Genomic DNA, 21,430 nt, shown 5'->3' with positions numbered 1-21,430 from the left:
AGTCGAGCGTCAAGTTGGTTCCCTGCGTCACACAGCTTGTTTACGTTGCAACCGGTCGGGCAAACCGTTGGCCCAGGCGCTGATTGTCCCGGCGCCGAGGCAAACAACCATGTCACCAGGACGGGCTTGTTCGCGGACCAGACGCTCCAGATCGTTTTCATCCAGCAGCGCGCGGGCGTGACGGTGACCGTGGCGAATCAGGCCCTGCACCAGATCATCACGCGATGCACCTTCGATCGGGTCTTCACCCGCAGCAAAAATATCAGCGATTGCGACCACGTCGGCATCGTTGAAACAGGTGCAAAAATCGTCAAACAGATTCGACAGGCGCGAATAACGGTGCGGCTGGTGAACGGCGATCACACGCCCATCACTGGCTTGGCGTGCGGCTTTCAGCACGGCGGCAATCTCAACCGGGTGGTGGCCGTAGTCGTCGATGATGGTAACGCCATCAACCTCTCCGACCTTGGTAAAGCGGCGGTTTACGCCACCGAAATTGGCCAGAGCCTCGCGGATTTCAGCGGTTTTCATGCCCAGATGGCGGGCCACAGCCACGGCGGACAAAGCGTTCGAGACGTTGTGGTCGCCGGGCATAGGCAGGGTGCAGCCCTCGATCACCGTGTCTTCGTATTGCAGGTGGATATCGAAATGCGCGACGCCGCCCTTATAAGTCAAGTTCACGGCCCGCACATCGGCCTGCGCGTTGAACCCGTAGGTGCGCACCCGGCGGTCGCTGATGCGGCCCACCAGCGTCTGCACCTCGGCATGGTCGGTGCAGCACACAGCCAGACCGTAGAAGGGCAGGTTCGAGACGAACTCATAAAACCCATCCCGCAGCCGGTCGAAATCACCCCAATGCTCCATATGCTCTGGGTCGATATTGGTGACGATGGCAATCGTCGCAGGCAGGCGGTTGAACGAACCGTCGGATTCGTCGGCCTCGACCACCATCCATTCACCCTGCCCCATCCGCGCGTTGGACCCGTAGGCATGGATGATGCCGCCATTGATCACGGTGGGGTCGAAATCGCCCGCCACCATAAGCTCGGCCATCATGGTGGTCGTGGTGGTCTTGCCATGAGTTCCGGCAATGGCGATGTTTGATTTCAGGCGCATCAGCTCGGCCAGCATATCGGCGCGGCGCACCACCGGCAGGCCTTGCGCGCGGGCGCCGTCCAGCTCGGGGTTGCCCGGCTTGATCGCGGTAGACACAACAACAACGGCTGCGTTTTCAAGGTTTTCGGCGCGTTGGCCTACGAAAATCTCGGCCCCCAGCCCGGCCAGACGGTCCGTGATCTTGGACGCTTTGAGGTCCGAGCCCTGCACCCGGTAGCCCAGGTTCAGCAGCACCTCGGCAATCCCCGACATCCCGATCCCGCCGATACCAACGAAATGGATCGGCCCTACGTCTTGCGGCAGTTTGGTGGCTGGATTCATGGGGTCTCCTTCTGCGCCAGCTCTTCGACAAGGTGAACTAGACGCTCGGTCGCGTCCGGGGCTCCGGTCGATAGGGCGGCACGGGCCATCTTTTGTGCGGCCTCGGGGTTTGTCAGAACGGCGGTGATTTGCTCGGTCAGCGCGGCAACGTCAAGCAGGTTTTCGGGGATCATGATCGCGCCACCCGCCTGCACCAGCCCGCGCGCATTGGCGGTTTGATGGTCGCCCGCAGCGGCGGCAAAGGGGACAAGGATCGAGGGCCTCCCGATGACCGAGATATCGGCCACACTAGACGCGCCCGAGCGGCTGATCACCAGCTGCGCATCGGACATGCGCCGGGGGACATCATCGAAAAAGGGCAGAACTTCGGCCCGGATGCCATGGTCGGCGTAAAAGGCGGTGACACGTTCACCATCTTCATCGCGGGCCTGATGGGCCACGCGGATATGGTCGCGCAGACCATCGGGCAAGGCCGCAAGCGCACCGGGCACCACATCACTGAGGATGCGTGCACCCTGACTACCACCCATCACCAGAACCGACATTGGGTAGTCTCCGGGCGGGATATAGCCTGCCGCGGCACGTTCCAACACCGCACCGCGCACCGGGTTGCCAGTATGGACACCCTTTGCGCCGTCGGGCAAATCCGTGGGCCAGACGCCACAAGCCACCTGCGCTACGCGCTTGGCAAACAGTTGGTTCACGCGGCCCAGCACACCGTTCTGTTCATGGATCATCCGTGGAATGTTCAACAGCGTCGCCGCACCCAGCGCCGGGATCGAAGGGTAGCCTCCGAACCCAACCACCACATTGGGCCGGTCGCGCATCATCTGCATTGCCATACTTGTCACGCCACCCGCGATCTTGGGGCCGACCATCGCCTTGGCCGCCAGCCCGCCACGCGCGAAAGTGGCCGATGTCGCCTCGACAATCTCGGTCGAAGGGGGAAAGCCACCGGTATAGCGCGCACCGCGCGCATCGGTGGACAGGCGTACGCGCCAGCCTTTTTGCAGCATCGCCTCGGCCAGCGCCTGCGCCGGGAACATGTGGCCCCCGGTGCCGCCCGCCGCAATCAATAGGTACGGTTTGCTCATCAACCCCGTCCGCGCAGAATATCACCCAGCTCGCCCTGTGGTCGGGTGCGGGTGAACGCCAGCAACATGCCAACTGCGATACCGCCCGCTATAAGCGACGAGCCGCCATAGCTGACGAAAGGCAGCGTCATACCCTTGGCGGGCAGCAGGCGCACCGCGACGCCCATGTTGATCATCGCCTGAACGCCGAACATACAGGCAAGACCGGTTCCGGCCAGACGGATGAACATGTCCCGTTCCTTCATCAGCCGCAGCAGCGAACGCACCACGATCAGCGAGTAGAGCGCGATTATGATCAGCACCAGAATCAGCCCGTATTCCTCGGCCGCGACGGCGATGATGAAATCGGTATGAGCATCGGGCAAAGACCACTTCACCTGCCCTTCACCTACTCCGACGCCGAACAGCCCGCCTTCACGGATGGCGTTAGTGGCATAGCCCAGCTGCGTGGTCGGATCGACCTCTTGGTTGAGGAATCCGTCAATGCGACGAGCAAAGTGTTCGGAATTGGAATAGGCGAACATCCCGCCCAGCACGACGGCCCCGGCCATGCCGACCAGCAAAAGCATCGGCGCACCGGCCACGAAATACATCACGCCCCAGCCAAACAGGATCAGACAGGCCTGCCCAAAATCAGGTTGCAGCACCAGCATCGCCACAATCGCCATGCACAGCGCAAAGGACCACAATCGCCCCGGAGGGCCGTTGATCTCTTGCGAGGCCGCCAGCAGCCACGCAGCGACAACGATAAAGCCGGGTTTTAGAAACTCTGAGGGTTGCAGCGAGGCAAATCCCAAGGAGTACCACCGCACCGCACCCTTGCCGAAATCGGTGCCGAAGACCGGCAGAAAGGCCAGCGCCACAAACGCGCCCAGAAAGCCCAGCACCGCCAAACGCCGCACCAATGTGGGCGACATCATTGAGGTCAGCAGCATTGCCACCAGCGCCAGCCCGCCAAACAGCGCCTGTCGCTCGACATAGTGGAAGGGATCAAACCCGTTGCGCCCGGCCAAAGGCGGCGATGAAGCCAGCCCCAGTAGCAAGCCGATGACAAACAGGATCAGCACGCAGGACATGGCCCAGCGATCAATCGTGCGCCACCACTTTGGTAGAATCGGTTCGCCGCGCGTGTCCCGGACCGCGCCATACACCATCTCAGTCATGAGATACCGCCACTATCTGCCTCGTTCACGCCCCGTTTTCGGGGTCTGATTGAGACTCTACAGCGATTTTGGCTTTGGGGCTAGGGAAATGAGGGGCATAAGCGGAATTCGATCAGCCCCAGAGTTGAAATAACGCGTCACGCTTTAATTGGGTACCGGTCCGGTTCCTCAAAGACATCAATCACGCGTGTACCGGCCTTGATCTGGCCTCCGTGTTCGACGCCCGCCGGGATCGAGTAGCTGTCGCCCGGACGGTAAGTTTTCGTCTGGTCTCCGATCGTCAGTGCAATCTCACCTTCAACGACCGTGCCCCATTGCGCACCATGCGAATGAAGCGGAAGCTCCATATCCTTCAGAAAAGTGAAGAACGCTACCAGACCTGCTTCCGAGCGAATGACAGCCGTCTGCACCACATCTTCAGGGAAAGGAACGTCCAGTTTCGGAAAGACCGTTATGAAGTCTGGGTAATGCATGAATTGTTCCTTCTCCTCGGGTGAACTGTCGCCACAGGATGACAGTGCTTTCAGCGGCTGGCAATCGGGATTGCCCACTTACCAGCACACCTTGAGCGAGACGACGGCATGCTCTTGCGTTCCGACGCGATCCGCGCCATCCCCTCGGCCATGACCTTTGACACGATCATCCTTGGTGCCGGTGCAGCCGGTATGATGTGTGCCTCCCACTGCGGCGGGCGCGTTCTGGTGATCGACCATGCCAAAGCGGCCGGAGAGAAAATCCGCATCTCAGGCGGAGGGCGCTGCAATTTCACCAATATGTATGCGGGCCCTGGAAATTTCCTGTCGCAAAACCCACATTTCTGCAAATCCGCACTGGCGCGATACACGCAATGGGATTTTATCGATCTGGTCGGGCATCACGGAATCGCGTGGCATGAGAAAACTCTGGGGCAATTGTTCTGCGACGGGTCTTCGAAGCAGATTGTCCAGATGCTGTTGGACGAGATGACCCGCGCCAGGGCTGAACTCTGGCTGCAAACCTCGGTACGTGATCTGCGCAAAACCGAATACGGCTTTGCGATCGAGGTCGAGCGCGAAGGCCAGCGCCGAAACCTGATTTGCCGAAATCTGGTGCTAGCGACAGGCGGCAAGTCGATCCCCAAGATGGGCGCAACGGGGTTAGCCTATGACATCGCCCATCAATTCGACCTGCGCGTTACAGACACGCGGGCGGCGCTGGTGCCCTTCACCTTTTCGGATGGCCGGTTCAAGGAGCTTTCGGGTGTGTCCCTGCCCGCCCGCCTGTCAAACGATCGCACCAACTTTGACGAAGCGCTATTGTTCACCCATCGCGGACTTAGCGGGCCATCGGTGCTGCAACTGTCGTCATACTGGCATGAAGGTGAGGCGATCCGTGCGAACCTGATCCCCGACCTACCTCTGTTTGACCTGCTGCGCGATCAGCGCCAGACCGGAGGGCGCAAGGCCCTGACCACCGAACTGGCACGGCACCTGCCCGCACGGCTGGTCGACTATCTGAAACACCAAATACCAATGCGCGGTAATCTGGCCGACCAGTCCGACGCCGCCCTGAACGATCTGGTGACGGCGCTGTCCAACTGGTCCCTCACCCCCTCTGGCACCGAAGGGTATCGCACCGCCGAGGTTACTTTGGGCGGGATCAATACGGATGAATTGTCGTCCAAAACGATGGAGGCCAGGGATGTCCCCGGCCTCTATGCGATTGGCGAAGCGGTGGATGTTACCGGCTGGCTGGGCGGTTACAATTTCCAGTGGGCGTGGTCTTCGGGTCACGCCGCCGGAACCGCCATAGCTGCAGGTTAGCCTACGACGTTATAGCCACGGCCGCGCATACAGTTGCGCACGAGAACTTCCTTGTTCTGGTTCTTGTTTATCACGTCGGCACCGGCACCTACCAGCGCACCTGCGACTGCGGCGCGCCCCAGATTGTCGCTGCTGTCCTGAACGATCCCGGTAACTGCCGCGGCACCCGCAGCCCCGATTGCCGCGTTACCGGCCGTAGTCCCATCAACCGAAGCCTGCGAAGCTGCCAGCTGTTGGCATTGCTGTAGGTCGACGTTGTAATTCGGGCCGACCGGCCCATCGATGACGGGCTGATAATTCGCACCAGTGTTTGTACAGGCTCCGGCCACCAAAAGCGCAGGCAGGACCAGAGAAAACTTACGGTAAGTCATAATGATAACCTCGTGTTGAATTTACAGGCAAGCAAGACCAATTAGTAATGGGCGTCAAGCACATAGCACCGCAGCTTGGCCCAACCGGCAATCTATTGCAAATTTCTAAAGTGAAAGGTTCAATCGAACCTGTGCTGCGAAATCCTCTCCGCGTTGCTCGAAATTGTCATATTGATCGAAACTGGCCGCAGCTGGGGCTAGCAATACTGTGTCCCCCGGCGCCGCATCCGCCACAGCCTGCGCGACGGCCTCGGCCATTGTGGTACAGACCTGCGCCTCCACCTCGAGCTGCATGGCGAAACCGGCGGCCTCCCGCCCAATGACGTAGGCTTTGACGACTTGATCGCAGGCTGTGTTCAAGGCAGACAAACCGCCTTCCTTCTCAAGACCGCCGCAGATCCACCGGACGTTCTTAAACGCACTTAGCGCCTTGAGCGCGCTGTCTACATTGGTGGCCTTCGAATCATTCACAAAGGTCACGCCATTCGCTTCGGCGATGATCTGACTGCGGTGCGGCAGACCGGGATAGCTGTGCAACGCATCCTCAATCACGCGCGGGGCCAGCCCAAGCGCGCGACATGCCGCGTAAGCAGCACAGGCGTTTTGATGGTTATGCGCGCCCGGCAGCCCTTTAATGTTACGCAAGTCAATCGCGCCTGCCTGTCGACCTTTGCGGTATTCGGACAAGAACCCTTTGCGGGCAAAAACCTGCCACCCGGGCCCCGTCAGTTTTCGGGCAACCGAGATCCGGATCACCCGGTCATCCGTTGGGCCTTCGGCCAATTGCCCGGCCAAAAACGCGCCTTCATTTTCGTCGACGCCAATCACTGCCCGGTCCGGGCCACCTTCGGCAAACAGGCGACGTTTGGCGGCAAAGTAGCCACCCATACCCCCGTGCCGATCCAGATGATCCGGAGACAGATTGGTAAACACCGCGATATCCGGCGTTAACGCTCGCGCCAGTTCGGTTTGATAGCTCGACAGCTCCAGCACGACGACTGAAGCATCCCGACCGGGTTCAATATCGAGAACCCCACGCCCAATGTTTCCGGCCAACTGGGCCTCTCGGCCTGCCTCGGTCAGAATGTGATGGATCAATGCCGCCGTGGTTGATTTGCCATTAGAGCCCGTGACCGCAATAACACGTGGGGGCGTGTCGAAATTATCCCATTCCGGGCCCGCAAACGATCGAAAAAACAACCCGATATCATTGTCGATCGGCACGCCGGCACCAAGTGCGGCCGCGACGACGGGATTTGGTACAGGGTAGAGATGAGGGATACCGGGCGAGACGATCAGCGCAGCGATCTGATCGAACGCCCCTTGGCGGCGCAAATCGGCACAGGCAAACCCCTCGGCCTCGGCTTTTTCGCGAGCAGCGGGATTGTCATCCCAACAGACGGCTTCTGCCTTGCCTGCCCTAAGCGCACGCGCCGTGGTCAGACCCGAGCGACCAAGCCCAAGCACCGCTACTTTCTGCCCCGAAAACCCTTTGACCGGGATCATCCTGCCCACCTTGTTCTGTCGTACATGTCGCGGCCACCCTGCGCAGAAGACACAAGCCTTGGCAAGAGACGCAAAAGGCTCGCGCGTCAGCGCGAGCCGGGCCCAACAGGTGGCAGGCGGGCCGCAGGCCCTTCGAACCTGGCGGGAGCGTTACCGGACCTTAAGCGTCGCGAGCCCGATCATCGCTAGGATCAGCGAAATGATCCAAAACCGGATCACGATGGTGGGCTCAGCCCAGCCCTTTTTCTCATAGTGATGGTGGATTGGCGCCATCAGAAACACCCGTCGTCCGGTGCGTTTGAAATACAGAACTTGAATGATAACACTCAGGGCTTCAACGACGAACAGGCCGCCGACCACGGCTAGCACCAGCTCGTGCTTGGTCGCTACCGCGATGGCTCCCAAAGCACCGCCCAAAGCCAATGATCCAGTATCGCCCATGAACACCGCAGCCGGGGGTGCATTGTACCACAGGAACCCAAGCCCTGCGCCGAACAAGGCCGAGGTAAAGATGAAAATCTCGCCTGTACCCGGCACGTAATGCACATCCAGATACTCGGTAAAGTCAACCCGCCCAACCGCATAGGCAATCACACCTAAAGTCGAGGCCGCAATCATCGCAGGCATGATCGCCAAACCGTCCAGCCCATCGGTCAGATTCACAGCGTTCGCAGCGCCAACAATTACAACAATCGCGAACGGGATATAGAAAATACCCAAATTGACCAGCGTATCCTTGAACACAGGCACCGCCAGTTGGTTCTGCAACGCCTCGGGGTGGTGCAGGGTTGCCCAGACCGAAGCGAGCACTGCGATCAACACGCCCAAAGCCAAACGCATCTTGCCCGACACGCCCTTAGTGTTCTGTTTGGACACTTTTGCGTAGTCATCCGCAAAGCCAATCGCCGCATAGCCCAGCGTCACGAACAAGACCATCCAGACATAGGGGTTGTCCCACCGTGCCCAGACCAGCGTTGACGTCACCAACGCCCCCACGATCAGCAACCCGCCCATTGTCGGTGTACCTGCCTTGGAAAAATGCCCCTCGGGGCCGTCATCTCGGATCGGCTGACCTTTGCCCTGCTTGCGGCGCAGCACGTTGATCAGCGGTTTGCCAAACAGGAACCCGAAAATCAGCGCCGTCATAAAGGCACCGCCCGCGCGGAAGGTGATATAGCGAAAGAGGTTAAAGAAATCCCCGCCATCGGACAGATTGGTCAACCAATAAAGCATTCTAACACCTTTCTCGTGCGGCGATCATGGCTCAAGCGCGCCCCCTTGCCCCATTTTCCGTAAACCGTCAACAATCCGCGCCAGCGCCATACTCAAAGATCCTTTGGCCAGCACGATATCGTCCGCGCGGATCAGATCCGGCAGATGCGAGGCCATTTCGGCGCTGGTTTCCGTCCAAATCCCGCGTTTCCCCTCGGGCAACGCATCATGCAGCGCCTGCATCAACGGACCGATGCAATGCACCTGATCCACATGCGCCATCGCCGCAACATCGGCCATGGCCGCGTGCATGGCGCTTTCCCGCGCGCCCAGCTCTTTCATATCGCCCAAAAATGCAATCCGACGGGGACCTTGCGCCGCGGCCAGAACGTCCAAGGCCGCCTCCATCGAGGTTGGATTGGCGTTATAGCTGTCGTCCAGAAGCTCAATCTGCCCACCGCTCGCCAGCGGCAGCGTCTCGCGCACGCCGCGCCCCGCGACCGGAAACCACCGGCGCAGCCCGGCAATGGCTTGTTCCAGATCAACGCCCAGCTCAACGCATGTCGCCAAAGCACCCAGCCCGTTCATGGCGAAATGCGTACCGGCCGACCTTACGTCAAAACCGAATGGCGCCCCGTCCAGCGCCGCAGAGGCATGGACCGAGTCGGCGGTCTGCGCCACATCCGTCACAACATAATCCGCAGCGTTCCGCCCAAATTCGACGATTCCCGCCCCTTGAGCCTGCGCACAACTGCGCAACACATTCGCGTCGTCAATGTCGGCGTTCACGATGGCTGTGCCTCCGGGCTCCAACCCCTCGAAAATCGCAGCCTTTTCATGGGCGATACCTGTGACCGATTCGAACGCCTCAAGATGCACGGCCGCCACGGTCGTCACCAGCGCCACATGCGGGCGGGCTTGCTGAGCCAGCGGAGCGATCTCTCCCGGGTGGTTCATGCCAATCTCGATCACGGCGAATTCGGTGTCGCGTGGCATCCGCGCCAAGGTCAGCGGCACGCCCCAATGGTTGTTGTAGCTGGCGACGCTGGCGTGGGTTTTTCCTTGCGTTTCCAAAATATTGGCCAGCATTTCCTTGGTCGAAGTCTTGCCGACACTTCCTGTCACACCAACCACACGCGCATCCGTGCGGGCTCGACCGGCTCGGCCCAACGCCTCCAGCCCCGCTTGCACATCGTCGACGATCAGCAACGGCGCATCCTCGGCCACGCCTTCGGGGATGCGCGAGACCAAAGCGGCCCCTGCCCCCTTCTCCAACGCCTGCGCCACGAAATCATGCCCGTCTCGCGCCGCTTTCAGCGCCACAAACAGATCGCCCGGTTGCAAAGTGCGCGTGTCAATCGACACGCCATTCACCACCCAGTCGGCGGTCACACGCCCGTCGGTAGCCTCGGCCGCCTCAGCCGCAGTCCAGAGCGTCATGCTACCCTCCCGTCCAGCGCGGCCACGCTGATGCTGGCCTGTTCCACATCATCAAAGGGCAGAACCTGATCGCCAACGATCTGGCCGGTCTCATGCCCCTTGCCCGCGATCAACAGAGCATCGCCCGGTTGCAGCGCATCGACGCCGCGCAGGATCGCTTCGGCCCGGTCGCCAACTTCAGTCGCCTCGGGCGCGCCAAGCAGAACAGCGGCGCGGATGGTGGCGGGGTCTTCGCTACGCGGGTTGTCGTCGGTGACAAAAACCACGTCGGCATGGTTTGCTGCCGCTTGCCCCATCAAAGGCCGCTTGGTTGCATCGCGGTCGCCGCCTGCGCCAACAATGGCAATCAGGCGGCCCATCACATGCGGGCGCAACGCCTTGAGGGCAGTGGCCACAGCATCCGGCGTATGGGCATAGTCGACGAACACCGCCGCACCGTTTTGGCGCGTGGCGGCCAGCTGCATTCGACCGCGCACGGTTGTCAGATGCGGCAGAGTTTCAATCACGCGTTCAGGCTCTTCCCCGCCCGCGATCACCAAACCACAGGCCAGAAGGATGTTTTCGGCCTGGAACCCTCCGATCAGGTTCAGGCGGGTTTGGAACACCTTGCCCTTCCACGAGAACCGCAAATCCTGACCGGTCGCGTCAAAACGCTGGTTCATCAGGCACAGATCGGCATCGCCCAGACCAACGGTCAGAACCTCCTGTCCACGAGCCTTGGCGATCTTGCGGACCTCGGCTCCTTTGGGGTCGCTCATATTGATCACGACTGTGCCGTCCTGGGGCAGAACCCGGTCGAAGAGACCAGCTTTGGCGGCGAAATACGCTTCGAACGTCTCGTGATAGTCCAGATGGTCCTGCGTGAAATTCGAAAATCCCGCAGCCGCCAGATGGACCCCGTCCAGACGGCGCTGTTCCAACCCGTGCGAGGAAGCTTCCATCGCCGCATGGGTCACGCCATTTGCGGCAGCTTCGGACAAACAGCGATGCAGCGTGATCGGCTCGGGCGTGGTGTGGGCCAGAGGGGCAGTCCATGCGCCTTCGACCCCGGTGGTGCCAAGGTTAACGGCGGCGTGGCCCAGCTCCATCCAGATTTGGCGCACGAATGTGGCGACCGAGGTTTTTCCATTGGTCCCGGTCACGGCCACAATGGTCTGTGGCTGCGCGCCAAACCATAGTGCGGCACAACCGGCCAGCGCCTGACGCGGGTCTTCGACGACGACCAAGGCCGCGTCTGATGCGGCCAGTTCATCGGCTGCAATCTCGGCCCCTTCGGCGTCCGTCATGATCGCCGCCGCGCCCATGCGCAGGGCGTATTGGATGAACGCGCCGCCATGAACCCGCGTGCCGGGCAAGGCAGCGAACAGAAAGCCCTCCTGCACCTCGCGACTGTCTACGGCCAGACCGGTGATTTCGGGATTCGCGCCTCCGCGTGCGGTCAGGGCCAGTTGGCTGAGTGTTTTTGGTCTTGTGCCCATGCCCTACCCTCTGTCGGACGGTCTAATTTGAGGTGAGCGTTATAGCAGCGCGCGCTTCAGGCTCAAGCCGAGGTCGCAACCCCAGCAACGGGGCAATGCGCCCGATCAGCTCGGCAGCAACGGGCACGGCTGTCCAGCCAGCCGTGCGGCGCTTTTCGCCGTAGGCGACGATCGATGGCTCATCCAGCGTGACGATCAGCACGTATTTTGGATCATAGGCCGGGAAGATTGTCGCGAAGGTGGAAATCACCTTGTCATCATAATAGCCGCCACGTGGTTTGGGCTTATCAGCCGTGCCGGTCTTACCCGCCACGTCATAGCCTGCAACATCGCCGAAGCTGGCGGTGCCGTCGGTGACAACCTTGCGCAACATCCGCTGCGCCTGTTGCGCTGCACTGTCAGACATCACGCGCGGCCCGTATTGAGGCCCATTTTTGCGCAGGATCGTCGGGCTGACATAGTGCCCGCCATTGGCAATCGTCGCATAGCCCGCCGCCAGATGCATCGGGCTTGTCGACAGACCATGGCCATAAGAGATCGTAACCGTGCTGAGTTCGCCCCATTTCTTGGGCTTCAAAGGCTCGCCGCCCTTGGCCTCGACAATTTCAAACGGGGTCGGATCGAACATACCCAGCGAACGCAGAAAATTCTGCTGCCGTTTTGCGCCGATCTGCAGCGCCAGCCGCCCCGTTCCCCGGTTCGAGCTGTGGACGATCACATCCGCCACGCTGATCTTGCCGTAGTTTTTGCCGTTGAACTCGCCAATCGGGAAGCGACCGATCCGCATCGGGCCCGACGTGTCGATGATCGTCTCGGAATTCACCAGCCCAAGCTGAACCGCCTGCGCCGCCGTGAAAATCTTGAAGACCGAGCCCAGCTCGTACACGCCCTGCACGTAGCGGTTGAACAATGGGCTGTCCGAGGGATCAAACCCCGAAGTTGGCGGGCGGGGGCGGTCATTGGGGTCAAAAGACGGCAACGAGGCTGCCGAAACGACCTCACCCGTATGGGCGTTCATAAGAACGGCCGAGGCCCCCTTGGCGTTCATGATTTTCATGCCGCCATACAGAACCTGTTCGACCGCCGCCTGAACAGTCAGGTCCAAAGACAGTTGAAGAGGTTTGTTGCCGTTGGCCGGATCACGCAGATAATCGTCGAATTGCTTTTCAACGCCCGCGACACCGATTACCTCGGCGGCGCTGACGCCTTCGCGACCAAAGCCCGAGCCGCCCAGAATATGCGCGGCCAGTTTGCCGTTGGGATAAAGCCGCATCTCACGCGGGCCGAAAAGGATGCCGGGGTCGCCGATGTCATGGACAGCCTGCTTCTGCTCGGGCGAGATGCGTTTCTTGATCCACAGAAATTTACGATTGCCGGTGAAATCCTTGACCAGACGTTCTTTTTCAAGATCGGGGAAGATCGCCACCAATTGATCAGCGGCGGCTTCGGGGTCGATCATCAATGGCGGCTGCGCATAGACCGAGTATGTATCCAGATTGGTCGCCAGAATGCGTCCTTCACGGTCGACGATATTGGCGCGCTGCATGGCGATGGCGGCACCGGGCGTGCTGGCCAGCGGCTCTTGCGCCTCGGAGGTGGCGAGCATACCCATGCGAAAACCCACTACCGAAAACGCACAGAAAAAGAACAGGCCCAAAACCAAAAGACGCCCCTCGGCGCGGGCGCGGGCGCGGTCTTTCATGTCTTCGTGACGCTGGCGGATATTTTCGCGCTCGATGGCTTTGGGGTTTTCGCCGCGGGCGCGGGCGTCAAGGATACGGGCTAAGGGGCGTAGCGGTGTCCGGGTCATGGGATTTGCACCTCGCCAAACGCCTGAATGTTCGTGATCGCCTGCAGTTCGATCGGATCAACGATCGGCAGATCGGGATCTTCGGCATAAGAGACCTGGTCAGCCCGCCCAAACTGTTCTGCTCGCAGAGGCAGCAGGCCCAAACGTTCGAAATTCAGGTCGGCGAGTTCACGCAACCGGTCCGGGCGGTTCAGATAGGCCCATTCTGCATTCAGAACCGCCAGCCGAACTTGCGCCATGCCGATCTCACGCTGCAGCTTCTGTGTCTCTTTGACAACCTGCTGCGTGCGGTAGTTTTCCTGATAGGCCCACAAAGCCAACCCAAATACCGAAAGCGCAGTCATCACATATAATACACTCTTCATTTTGCCCTTCCCCCGATTTGCGGCATCCCAATGGCGCGGGCCTCAATTTCCCCCGCCGGAGCCTCAGTCCGCACAGCAACACGCAACTTGGCCGAGCGCGCACGCGGATTCTCCTGCAATTCCTGCTCGTCTGGCCCCACCGCCTTGCGCGTTTTCAACGTGAATTGCGGCAAGTCCTGCGTGATTTCAGGCGCGTAACGATTGGCGCGCCCGGTCTTTCCCGCGCGCGATTGAAAGAACCGTTTGACCATACGGTCTTCGATGGAATGAAACGTCACCACTGCCAGTTGTCCTCCGGGCTTCAAAGCCCGCTCGGCGGCCATAAGACCCTGAAACAGTTCCTCATATTCCGCATTTACTGCAATTCGCAGGCCCTGAAAGCTTCGCGTTGCCGGGTGCGATTGACCCGGCTTCGGGCGCGGCAGGCAGGATTCGATGATCTCGGCCAAACGCAGGGTCGTCGTGATCGCCTCCTCCGCACGCGCCTTGACGATGGCCTTGGCAATGCGGCGGCTGGCGCGCTCTTCTCCAAAGTGAAACAGGATATCAGCCAACTGCGCCTCGGACGCGGCATTGACCAGATCTGCAGCGCTTTCGCCTTCCTGGCTCATCCGCATATCCAGCGGGCCGTTCTTCATGAAGGAAAACCCACGCTCGGCCTGGTCCAACTGCATCGAAGACACGCCCAGGTCCAACACAACTCCGTCCAAATCCTGTGCATACTCATCCATGCGTGAGAACACACCGGGTTGCATCACCAATCGGTCGCCGTAGTCACCAACCCAATCCGCGACCATTTCAAAGGCCAACGGATCGCGGTCCACACCGATAACCTTCTCAGCCCCCGCCTCCAGCAAACCTTTTGTGTACCCACCGGCGCCGAACGTACCATCCAACCACACGCCCGAGACCGGAGCCACAGCCGCCAGCAATGGGCGCAACAAAACAGGGATATGAGGTTTGTCCGAAGGGGTCAGAGCGTCGGCCATGCCGCTACGCCCCCTCGACGCCATCAAGATAGACCATCGGGTCGAAGTCATCGGGCAGATCGTCCAACCACTCTTCCGCCTTTGCCAGCTCTTCAGCCTCATAGGTCTCGGGCTTCCAAATCTGGAAGGTATCGCCGGCGGCTATAAAGAAAGCCTCGCCTTCCAGATCGATCTTGTTGCGCAGCTTGGCGGGCAGTACCAGACGACCCGTTTCATCAACGTTGGTCGGATGGGACTGACCGTGGAACATGCGTTGCAGCATCCGGCGCTGCATAGATCCGCGCGGCAAAGCATCAATCTTGGCGTCGACCTCGTCGATCGCTTCCATTGTGTAGCATTCAAGGTATTTTCGACGATGATCGCCGTAGACTATCACAAGCTCAGGGTTATCACCGGGTTGCCAGTTCGGGTCCGAAGTTTCAAGCACACGGCGAAATGAGGCCGGGATCGACACCCTGCCCTTCGTATCCACCTTGTGGTGGCTTTCACCTCTGAACCTGCGCGCCAAGACGACTGTCCCTTTCGCTTGCGCCCCACTTGAACTTCACGTTTCCCCCGGATGAAAAACGGCGGGTTGATCTGCTGCCACTGATCAACCCGCCGCATTGGCCCGCTGAGCGGGAAGTCCAGCTGCGCGCGCCACCTGGGGGGATGTCTGCTCGCCCGCGCGCCGGATCTCTTGATTGATGAAAGCGAGATGCCTGTATGAAACCTGAATTTTATTGGTTCGGGGTCGTTTGGTGCCCCATGTGCCTCGTCCTCATCGGATGTATAAGGGATGCCATGGGAATTCATGGAAATCAAATAAAAAATTCAGGCATGTCATCACGGAAGGCCCACTATAAGGAGGAATTCAATAGACGCAAACAGGAAAAGCATACCAGAAAAAGTATCCATATCGCGACTAGCTACGATATATAGATAAATATAAGCTGAACCCACTATGTCCCACGATTTCCCAACTTTTTTCCAAAATGTGCGGATTCTTGGGTGATCGCCATTCAAACACGCCCTAGAAACCGCGAATCAGCGTCTGAAAACGAGCTGATTATCATCGTCTGCAGAAAGACCCATGGTTTCCCATTTACCCCTCCCCCAAAAGATTCTTCTCTTTTTCAACGAGCGAGGGCGCTCTCAAAGCGCACAAATTTCAGGAAATGGCGATGAAAGTTGGGGCAAACTTTATGCGCAAGCAATCAAGGTGACACTTGTGGCGAAAACTGTAAATCGTGAAAACCCTTATTTTTAAGGCACTTTTGGCAGATATCTTACAACGCTTTGATATCTATGCACTTGCCGCATAGCAGCATTGACGACGTGAGCTATTGTGCAATCGCAGCATTCGCCTATCTTCAGTCTCAAGCAAACGCCGGAACGATCCGGCAGCAAAGAGACATATCGGGTTAAGCAAATGGCAGCAGTAACACATCAGACAGCGCTCAAAGGCGCACCGGCAACCGGCCTGGCTTCTCTGATTGAAGCCGCAAAAACCCGGTACGCCCGTTATCGCATCTATCGCCAGACGGTCAACGAGCTGTCCGAGCTGTCGAACCGCGAACTGGCTGATCTTGGCCTACACCGGTCGATGATCCGTCGCCTCGCGATGCAGGCGGCAGAAGAATACTGCGCACGCTAAGCGCACCGACATAACCGAGATCAGGTCCTTCCTCCTCCCTTTAGGGCCTGTATTTCAGCGGCGGCACCTCTCCTCCTCCCTGGTGTCGCCGCAGATTATACCGGCCCTGAATGCCGGAACGTGACACACCGGGTTCTCCTCCTCCCTTTCCCGGTGTTGAAAGCGCGCGGCGACGTCTCTCCTCCTCCCTGACGTCGCCGCGTCTTACAGATACCGGGATCAGACTCGGAAACAGATACATCGGGGCTCTCCTCCTCCCTGCCCTGATGTTGAAAGAGCGCGACGACACCTCTCCTCCTCCCTGGTGTCGTCGCGACTTACACATACCGGGATCAAACCCGGATTCGGATACATCGGGACTCTCCTCCTCCCTGTCTCGATGTTGCAAAGAACGGCGGTTTCCTCTCCTCCTCCCTGGAAACCGCCGTTTTTCTTTTTCTGAACGCAAAAAAGGCGCCGCGGTCAGAACCGGGCGCCTTCGCAGAATCGAGCATGTGCCGTCAGGCACATTCCATTTGATTAAAACGGTACGTCGTCCTTAGCCGACAGGAATCGCGATACGACCTTCTTCACCCCGGCCTTGTCGAAATCGACCTCGACCTTGTCGCCTTCGATGTCGATCACCGCGCCATAGCCGAATTTCTGGTGAAATACCCGCTCACCCAGCGTGAAACTCACCAGTGCCGTCGCATCGATCACCGTATTGCGGCTTTCTTTGGGCTGAGACATCCCATACTGCCCCTGCCGCGCCTGCATCCGTTTCCAGCCCGGCGAGTTATAGACATTTGCTTCGGCCGCGCGGGTTTCGATGCTGGCCGTAGCCTGCCCGCCGCCGTACAGGCCCGGAGGCGTCAGCACCTCTACATGGTTCTCGGGTAACTCGTCGATGAATCGCGATGGCATCGCGTTTTGCCACTGCCCGAACACCCGCCGATTGGCCGCGAAGGAAATCGTGCAGACCTCTTCAGCGCGGGTGATACCGACATAGGCCAGCCGTCGCTCCTCCTCCAAACCCTTCAGGCCGGATTCGTCCATCGAGCGTTGCGAGGGGAACAACCCATCCTCCCACCCCGGCAGGAACACGGCAGGAAACTCCAACCCCTTGGCCGCGTGCAGCGTCATGATCGAGACTTTGGCCCCGTCGCCGTCCTGCTCATTGTCCATGACCAGACTGACATGTTCCAAGAACCCCTGCAGGTTCTCGAAATTATCCAACTGGTTGACCAGTTCCTTGAGGTTTTCCAACCGCCCCGGCGCCTCGGGCGTCTTTTCATTCTGCCAGTGGGCCGTATAGCCGGATTCATCCAGAATGATCTGCGCCAGTTCGATATGCGACACTTCAGGCTCACCAAACCGCAGCGGCGCGCCGTCGTCGATGACCGTATCATCCTCGACCTCGATTCGCGGCCCGCGCGTCATCGCATTCCAGCGCGCCAGCCCCTCGATCAGCTCTCGCAAAGCCTTGCCGCCTTTGCCCTTGATCAGCCCATTGTCGACCGCAATCCGTGCCCCATCGACCAGCGACACGCCATTTTCGCGCGCGGTCATTTGGATCGTCTGTTGCGCCTTGTCGCCCAAACCGCGCTTGGGCGTATTCACAATCCGCTCGAACGCCAGATCGTCACCGGGGCTGACCACCAGCCGGAAATAGGCCATGGCATCGCGGATCTCCATCCGCTCATAGAACCGAGGGCCGCCGATCACCTTATAAGGCAAACCGATGGTCAGAAACCGATCCTCGAACGCGCGCATCTGGTGCGAGGCACGGACAAGGATGGCGATCTCATCCAGATAGAATCTCGGGAAAGCCGCTTCCAGTGATCGACCTTCTTGCTGCCTCATCGTCAATTCCCAGATAAGACTTTTCCGATGATCGTCTGCCAAAAAGCTCTTATTCTGCTTCAACCTATCGAGGACATCCTCTCTTCTATTGAGCCCCTTCAATGCACCCAGTTCATCGAGACGCTCAACCTCCCTCATCATCTGATCTGATCGAGAGTTTTGTCTTCGTTTAGCAACAGGAGAACTCCCGTTAACAAGGTCGTCGATTTGCTCGCCGATCCAGCGCGCTTCTTCCTCGCCATCCCAATGGCCGATCAAGCGAACATTTTCGCCATTTTCTGCGGCCGTCCACAGTTCCTTACCCAGACGGTTTTCGTTGCCCCTAATGACATTCGAGGCGGCAGCCAGAATATGCGGAGTCGATCGGTAGTTCTGCTCAAGCCGCACCACAAACGCGCCGGGGAAATCCTTTTCGAACCGCAGGATATTGCCAACCTCGGCCCCGCGCCAGCCATAGATCGACTGGTCATCATCGCCCACGCAACAGATGTTTTTATGCGCCCCGGCCAGCAGCCGCAGCCACAGGTATTGGGCAACGTTGGTATCCTGATACTCGTCCACCAAAATATAGCGGAACCAGCGCTGATATTGCTGCAACACATCCTCGTGCTGCTGAAAGATCGAGACCATGTGCAACAACAGATCGCCGAAATCGACGGCGTTCAGCTCGCGCAGGCGGGTCTGGTATTGGGCATAAAGCTCAATACCCTTGCTGTTATACGCCCCCGCATCGGCAGCGGGCACCTTGTCGGGCGTCAGCGCGCGGTTCTTCCAGTCGTCGATGATCCCGGCCAACATTCGCGGGGGCCAGCGTTTCTCGTCAATATTCGCCAGCTTGATCAACTGCTTGAGCAGGCGCAGCTGTTCATCCGTGTCCAGAATGGTGAAGTTCGATTTCAAACCCACCAGTTCCGCATGGCGGCGCAGCAGCTTGACGCAGATCGAATGAAATGTGCCCAGCCACGGCATCCCCTCGGCCGGTTGGCCCAACAGGCGACCCACGCGATCACGCATCTCGCGCGCGGCTTTGTTGGTGAATGTCACGGCCAGAATCTCATTCGGCCGCGCCTGCCCCTTGGTCAGAAGATGCGCAATCCGCGCCGTGAGTGCTTTGGTTTTGCCGGTCCCCGCCCCGGCCAACATCAGAACCGGCCCATCCAGACGCTCAACCGCTTCGCGCTGCGCCGGGTTCAGTTCATCAAGATAAGGTGCGGGGCGCGCAACCATGGCGCGCTGGGACAGGGATGCGCCTTCAAAGGCGTCCATTTCATCGAAACTGCTCATCGTGCCAAGCTACGCCGAATAAGGCCCGAGGGAAAGGGTTTGTTCACCCCTTGTTCGCCAAGATTTGCCGTTTGAACTATAAGCAATTCTATTCAACAGCTGTGCATTTTGCCGGCCCGCGTTAACCTTTGCTCAAAAAAGCGCACTCGATAGTGAATTCAAAGCTGTGGGAGCGCGATCATGGAACAAAAACTTAAACCAGGCTGGTCATATCGGCTGAAATTGGCGGCCATTGTGCTGACGCTTTTGTCCCTGACCGCGTTTTCTGGCTGGGGAATATACGCGGTGCCTGCTCCGGTCGTGGACCGTATGCTTGAAGCGGACCTGAGAAAAGAAGCCACGCAGCTCGGCAAACAAGTGACATCGCACCTGAAGGATGTTCAAGCCACGTTCCAAACAGGATTCGTCGGCGGCCATGATCAGGAGTTTCTTGAGCTTTTGCCCGCAACATCCGACATCTATCGTTTCAAACTGTTCAACGCAGATGGTCGCGTCTTCTGGTCTTCACGGTCCTCCGACCTAGGGTCAGTGAACTCCAAACCGTACTTTGACACCGTAATCAAACAGGGCAATATCTACTATAAACACGAAGAAAAACCTTTATCCGAGGTCGAGGATTTCGATGGCGACGCTATTCACGCCTCGGGCCCGCAAACACGCCACGTTGCGGAAATCTACACTCCGATCATTCGAGACGGTCGTTTTCTGGGCGCGATTGAGTTCTATTCGGACATTACGGATGTCAGGAACCTGTTCATCGATCGCGTGCGGTTGTCTCTGTTTATTCTCAGCACTGTTGCCCTTCTTGCGTTCAGTGTCGTGACATTGGTCGTGTTCCGCTCTAACCGCCGTCAGGTTCAAAGCCTTCGCGGGCGCGCAGCCAAGGAACGTGAGCTTATGGACGAACAATTGCGTTTGGCCCGAGAAGTCCGTTTGCTGGGCGAGTTGAATGAATGGCTGCAATCCAGCCGGTCTCTGGACGAGCTGTTCGACATGGTCTCGCGTTTCATGACCCACATCCTGCCCGAGGCAGAGGGCAGTGTGTATGTATACTCGAACTCACGCGATGTGCTGGATGGGTGTGCCAGTTGGAATGGTGGCACGCATAAGTCTCACATCCACCCCGAAGGATGCTGGGGCCTGCGTCGGGGGCGAACCTATGAATTCGGTGCGTCCGAGATTGACTTTGTATGTGAACATGCCGAGCCCCATGATGGCCGTCCTTACTTCTGCTTCCCGATTCTGGCCCACGGCGAAACGGTTGGTCTGCTGCATCTGCGGGCGCTGGAAGGTCGCGACAAGTGCTTTCACAAAAGCCGCAAACTGGCGCAGCTATGTGCAGAGCAAATCAGCATGGCAATCGCCAACGTTCGGATGCGCGACCAGTTGCATGACCAGTCAGTGCGGGACCCGCTGACCGGCTTGTTCAACCGGCGGCACATGACCGAGACGTTGCGCAAGTCCATTAGCCGCAGCCAGCAAACAGGCGCTCCGCTCAGCCTGATTGCTGTGGACGTGGATCACTTCAAAAAGTTCAACGACACTCATGGGCACGACGCCGGAGATATGGTTTTGCGCGCTGTTGGATCGGCAATGGAACAAGAGTGTGACCGGGATGAGATCGCCTGCAGGATCGGTGGGGAAGAGTTCATGCTGATCCTGCCCGACAATACTCAGGAAGATGCCATGACCCGCGCTGAACAGCTGCGCCAGGCGGTTGAAGGTATTACCGTGCGGTACGGTGAAAAATCGCTACCCCGCATAACGATTTCTGTGGGTGTCGCCAATTACCCGGCGCATGGAACCATGCCGCAGGATCTTATGCGCTCGGCGGATGATGCGCTGTATGAGGCCAAGGACAAAGGCCGCAATCAGGTTCAGGTTGCCGGAAAGATTGATCCGAGCTCTGGGCGCGGGGATCAGACTGGCGTTACAACACCTTCCATCGCCAAAATTAGCGCAAAGTCCTAAATTTCTTGCCGAATCAGACGCCAACCACGA

17 protein-coding genes are annotated in these 21,430 nt (G+C 59.0%); 3 read left to right on the top strand and 14 right to left on the bottom strand.

The features are described 5' to 3' along the window. Positions 1-27: 27 nt before the first annotated feature. The 4 genes from murC to AC2FF7_RS08920 form a co-directional block, all read right to left on the bottom strand. Positions 28-1,437 carry a UDP-N-acetylmuramate--L-alanine ligase gene (gene murC, locus AC2FF7_RS08935; protein WP_353393839.1) on the bottom strand — a complete coding sequence of 470 codons (1,410 nt, stop codon included), beginning with the start codon at positions 1,435-1,437 and terminating at the stop codon, positions 28-30. Then, positions 1,434-2,531, bottom strand: a complete 1,098-nt coding sequence (locus AC2FF7_RS08930; protein ID WP_480867624.1) for a UDP-N-acetylglucosamine--N-acetylmuramyl-(pentapeptide) pyrophosphoryl-undecaprenol N-acetylglucosamine transferase — start codon at positions 2,529-2,531, stop codon at positions 1,434-1,436. Before AC2FF7_RS08930 ends, murC begins: the two co-directional genes overlap by 4 nt. Next, complete coding sequence (gene ftsW, locus AC2FF7_RS08925) at positions 2,531-3,694, bottom strand: putative lipid II flippase FtsW (RefSeq protein ID WP_480867625.1); 1,164 nt, start codon at positions 3,692-3,694, stop codon at positions 2,531-2,533. The genes AC2FF7_RS08930 and ftsW overlap by 1 nt, the downstream gene beginning before the upstream one ends. 137 nt (positions 3,695-3,831) lie before the next feature. Further along, on the bottom strand, positions 3,832-4,167 hold the full coding sequence (locus AC2FF7_RS08920; RefSeq protein WP_170352553.1) for a cupin domain-containing protein: 336 nt from the start codon (positions 4,165-4,167) through the stop codon (positions 3,832-3,834). A gap of 150 nt (positions 4,168-4,317) precedes the next feature. Between AC2FF7_RS08920 and AC2FF7_RS08915 the strand changes: the two genes are divergently transcribed. Further along, a complete protein-coding gene (locus AC2FF7_RS08915) occupies positions 4,318-5,496 on the top strand; it encodes a BaiN/RdsA family NAD(P)/FAD-dependent oxidoreductase (protein ID WP_496905527.1) in 1,179 nt (392 codons plus the stop codon). On the opposite strand, the gene AC2FF7_RS08910 is transcribed toward AC2FF7_RS08915, so the two are convergent. The 9 genes from AC2FF7_RS08910 to mraZ all read right to left on the bottom strand — a co-directional run bounded on the left by AC2FF7_RS08910 (position 5,493) and on the right by mraZ (position 15,175). Beyond that, positions 5,493-5,867 (bottom strand): glycine zipper family protein, encoded by a 375-nt coding sequence (locus tag AC2FF7_RS08910; protein WP_170753070.1) that lies wholly within the window; start codon positions 5,865-5,867, stop codon positions 5,493-5,495. The two genes, AC2FF7_RS08915 and AC2FF7_RS08910, sit on opposite strands and share 4 nt — an antisense overlap. A gap of 105 nt (positions 5,868-5,972) precedes the next feature. Further along, the gene (murD, locus tag AC2FF7_RS08905; RefSeq protein ID WP_480867626.1) at positions 5,973-7,373 is read right to left on the bottom strand and encodes a UDP-N-acetylmuramoyl-L-alanine--D-glutamate ligase; all 1,401 of its coding nucleotides are present in this window, start codon (positions 7,371-7,373) and stop codon (positions 5,973-5,975) included. Between the two features lie 150 nt (positions 7,374-7,523). After that, positions 7,524-8,606: a phospho-N-acetylmuramoyl-pentapeptide-transferase gene (gene mraY, locus AC2FF7_RS08900; RefSeq protein ID WP_170352550.1), complete on the bottom strand. Its 1,083-nt coding sequence runs from the start codon at positions 8,604-8,606 to the stop codon at positions 7,524-7,526. A gap of 24 nt (positions 8,607-8,630) precedes the next feature. Next, positions 8,631-10,025 carry a UDP-N-acetylmuramoyl-tripeptide--D-alanyl-D-alanine ligase gene (locus AC2FF7_RS08895; RefSeq protein WP_480867629.1) on the bottom strand — a complete coding sequence of 465 codons (1,395 nt, stop codon included), beginning with the start codon at positions 10,023-10,025 and terminating at the stop codon, positions 8,631-8,633. Beyond that, on the bottom strand, positions 10,022-11,503 hold the full coding sequence (locus AC2FF7_RS08890; protein ID WP_480867630.1) for a UDP-N-acetylmuramoyl-L-alanyl-D-glutamate--2,6-diaminopimelate ligase: 1,482 nt from the start codon (positions 11,501-11,503) through the stop codon (positions 10,022-10,024). The genes AC2FF7_RS08895 and AC2FF7_RS08890 overlap by 4 nt, the downstream gene beginning before the upstream one ends. A gap of 22 nt (positions 11,504-11,525) precedes the next feature. Continuing rightward, a complete protein-coding gene (locus tag AC2FF7_RS08885; protein ID WP_496905510.1) occupies positions 11,526-13,313 on the bottom strand; it encodes a peptidoglycan D,D-transpeptidase FtsI family protein in 1,788 nt (595 codons plus the stop codon). After that, positions 13,310-13,678: a cell division protein FtsL gene (ftsL, locus tag AC2FF7_RS08880; protein WP_170352546.1), complete on the bottom strand. Its 369-nt coding sequence runs from the start codon at positions 13,676-13,678 to the stop codon at positions 13,310-13,312. The genes AC2FF7_RS08885 and ftsL overlap by 4 nt, the downstream gene beginning before the upstream one ends. Further along, complete coding sequence (rsmH, locus tag AC2FF7_RS08875; RefSeq protein WP_480867634.1) at positions 13,675-14,667, bottom strand: 16S rRNA (cytosine(1402)-N(4))-methyltransferase RsmH; 993 nt, start codon at positions 14,665-14,667, stop codon at positions 13,675-13,677. The genes ftsL and rsmH overlap by 4 nt, the downstream gene beginning before the upstream one ends. Positions 14,668-14,671: 4 nt before the next feature. Further along, complete coding sequence (mraZ, locus tag AC2FF7_RS08870) at positions 14,672-15,175, bottom strand: division/cell wall cluster transcriptional repressor MraZ (protein WP_170352544.1); 504 nt, start codon at positions 15,173-15,175, stop codon at positions 14,672-14,674. Positions 15,176-16,078: 903 nt separating this feature from the next. Between mraZ and AC2FF7_RS08865 the strand changes: the two genes are divergently transcribed. After that, a complete protein-coding gene (locus AC2FF7_RS08865; RefSeq protein WP_170753086.1) occupies positions 16,079-16,303 on the top strand; it encodes a DUF1127 domain-containing protein in 225 nt (74 codons plus the stop codon). Positions 16,304-16,822: 519 nt separating this feature from the next. Here AC2FF7_RS08865 and AC2FF7_RS08860 read toward each other — a convergent pair. Continuing rightward, complete coding sequence (locus AC2FF7_RS08860; RefSeq protein ID WP_480867636.1) at positions 16,823-19,429, bottom strand: ATP-dependent helicase; 2,607 nt, start codon at positions 19,427-19,429, stop codon at positions 16,823-16,825. Positions 19,430-19,609: 180 nt separating this feature from the next. On the opposite strand from AC2FF7_RS08860, the gene AC2FF7_RS08855 reads away from it, so the two are divergent. Further along, a complete protein-coding gene (locus AC2FF7_RS08855) occupies positions 19,610-21,400 on the top strand; it encodes a sensor domain-containing diguanylate cyclase (RefSeq protein ID WP_496905509.1) in 1,791 nt (596 codons plus the stop codon). The last annotated feature ends 30 nt before the right edge of the window (positions 21,401-21,430 follow it).

It is taken from the genome of Ruegeria sp. YTSC325, from assembly GCF_059609525.1.
The sequence above is the reverse complement of the archived record's forward strand: the minus strand, read 5'-3'. Positions and strand labels throughout refer to the sequence as shown.

What these genes read in the sequence shown, in the direction of transcription:
- AC2FF7_RS08910 (WP_170753070.1), bottom strand. Translation starts at nt 5,867, where the DNA reads ATGACTTACCGTAAGTTTTCTCTGGTCCTGCCTGCGCTTTTGGTGGCC.
- AC2FF7_RS08865 (WP_170753086.1), top strand. Translation starts at nt 16,079, where the DNA reads ATGGCAGCAGTAACACATCAGACAGCGCTCAAAGGCGCACCGGCAACC.
- ftsL (WP_170352546.1), bottom strand. Translation starts at nt 13,678, where the DNA reads ATGAAGAGTGTATTATATGTGATGACTGCGCTTTCGGTATTTGGGTTG.
- ftsW (WP_480867625.1), bottom strand. Translation starts at nt 3,694, where the DNA reads ATGACTGAGATGGTGTATGGCGCGGTCCGGGACACGCGCGGCGAACCG.
- rsmH (WP_480867634.1), bottom strand. Translation starts at nt 14,667, where the DNA reads ATGGCCGACGCTCTGACCCCTTCGGACAAACCTCATATCCCTGTTTTG.
- AC2FF7_RS08930 (WP_480867624.1), bottom strand. Translation starts at nt 2,531, where the DNA reads ATGAGCAAACCGTACCTATTGATTGCGGCGGGCGGCACCGGGGGCCAC.
- AC2FF7_RS08860 (WP_480867636.1), bottom strand. Translation starts at nt 19,429, where the DNA reads ATGAGCAGTTTCGATGAAATGGACGCCTTTGAAGGCGCATCCCTGTCC.
- AC2FF7_RS08920 (WP_170352553.1), bottom strand. Translation starts at nt 4,167, where the DNA reads ATGCATTACCCAGACTTCATAACGGTCTTTCCGAAACTGGACGTTCCT.
- murC (WP_353393839.1), bottom strand. Translation starts at nt 1,437, where the DNA reads ATGAATCCAGCCACCAAACTGCCGCAAGACGTAGGGCCGATCCATTTC.
- AC2FF7_RS08890 (WP_480867630.1), bottom strand. Translation starts at nt 11,503, where the DNA reads ATGGGCACAAGACCAAAAACACTCAGCCAACTGGCCCTGACCGCACGC.
- mraY (WP_170352550.1), bottom strand. Translation starts at nt 8,606, where the DNA reads ATGCTTTATTGGTTGACCAATCTGTCCGATGGCGGGGATTTCTTTAAC.
- AC2FF7_RS08855 (WP_496905509.1), top strand. Translation starts at nt 19,610, where the DNA reads ATGGAACAAAAACTTAAACCAGGCTGGTCATATCGGCTGAAATTGGCG.
- murD (WP_480867626.1), bottom strand. Translation starts at nt 7,373, where the DNA reads ATGATCCCGGTCAAAGGGTTTTCGGGGCAGAAAGTAGCGGTGCTTGGG.
- AC2FF7_RS08885 (WP_496905510.1), bottom strand. Translation starts at nt 13,313, where the DNA reads ATGACCCGGACACCGCTACGCCCCTTAGCCCGTATCCTTGACGCCCGC.
- AC2FF7_RS08915 (WP_496905527.1), top strand. Translation starts at nt 4,318, where the DNA reads ATGACCTTTGACACGATCATCCTTGGTGCCGGTGCAGCCGGTATGATG.
- AC2FF7_RS08895 (WP_480867629.1), bottom strand. Translation starts at nt 10,025, where the DNA reads ATGACGCTCTGGACTGCGGCTGAGGCGGCCGAGGCTACCGACGGGCGT.